The following is a 749-nucleotide window of genomic DNA, read 5'->3' as shown; positions in this document are numbered from 1 at the left end:
CACAGCACTCCCAGCTCGGAGCAATGGGTGTGGTGGAGCCGAAAACGAAAAGGCCCCGATCAATGTCGAGGCCCTGAATAGGCACCGAGGCACTCCCCCTCGGTTGCTCAAGTTGTTTTGGCTCCCTGAAAGGATCTCAGATCTACACCGCAGAGGCTTGAGGCCCCTTGCCTGGTCGGCCCGTAGGGGCTTGAACCCTCTTCCCCCGGTTATGAGCCGGGCGCATCAACCTTCAATGCTTCGGGCCAGATTTGGAGCGGATACAGGGAATCGAACCCTGATCGAAAGCTTGGAAGGCTGTCTAGCGACCTGCGCTACCCGCAATTGCGCGTCTTTCCGCGCAGTCAGCCAAAGACGATCCCGGCGTCGACGCCCCAATGCATCGATCTCGCTGTTCCTGTCTCGCGCCACCCTGTAAGCACAGTGAGGTCAGGGTGCGCGGGCTGCCGGTGTTGATCCGTGCGTCGCACTATCCGGCTATCGACGTCCAGGCCTTCCCGAGGGCTGTCCTGGCTACAGGTAAAACTACAGATTCTTTTTGTGGATGCGCCAACCCATGGCGACACCGGGGTGCAGATACTCGCCGGTGCGCGGATTGCGCGAGAAGTCGGTCTCGCCAACTTGGCGTGCGACCGCCTCCCAAGCCTTTCTGGCGCGCTCCAGCAGATTGCTTTTGGCTTTCAGCTTCATGCGCAGCTCCAGAAGGTTGAATTCGAGGCAATAAAAAACCCGGCGCGGTGGCCGGGTTT

General features: G+C 59.9%; 1 protein-coding gene and 2 tRNA genes. All 3 read right to left on the bottom strand.

The window, feature by feature from the left end; translation table 11 throughout:
• Positions 1 to 172 precede the first annotated feature (172 nt).
• A tRNA-Ile gene (locus JJD66_RS27915) sits at positions 173 to 248 on the bottom strand.
• Positions 249 to 252: 4 nt separating this feature from the next.
• Positions 253 to 340 (bottom strand) — tRNA-Gly (locus tag JJD66_RS27910).
• A gap of 185 nt (positions 341 to 525) precedes the next feature.
• The coding region (locus JJD66_RS27905; protein ID WP_234452361.1) for a hypothetical protein at positions 526 to 749 on the bottom strand (224 nt) is incomplete at its 5' end.

Source organism: Pseudomonas sp. MF6751 (assembly GCF_016613265.1).
GTDB classification, from domain to species: domain Bacteria; phylum Pseudomonadota; class Gammaproteobacteria; order Pseudomonadales; family Pseudomonadaceae; genus Aquipseudomonas; species Aquipseudomonas fluorescens_BV.
The sequence above is the reverse complement of the archived record's forward strand: the minus strand, read 5'-3'. Positions and strand labels throughout refer to the sequence as shown.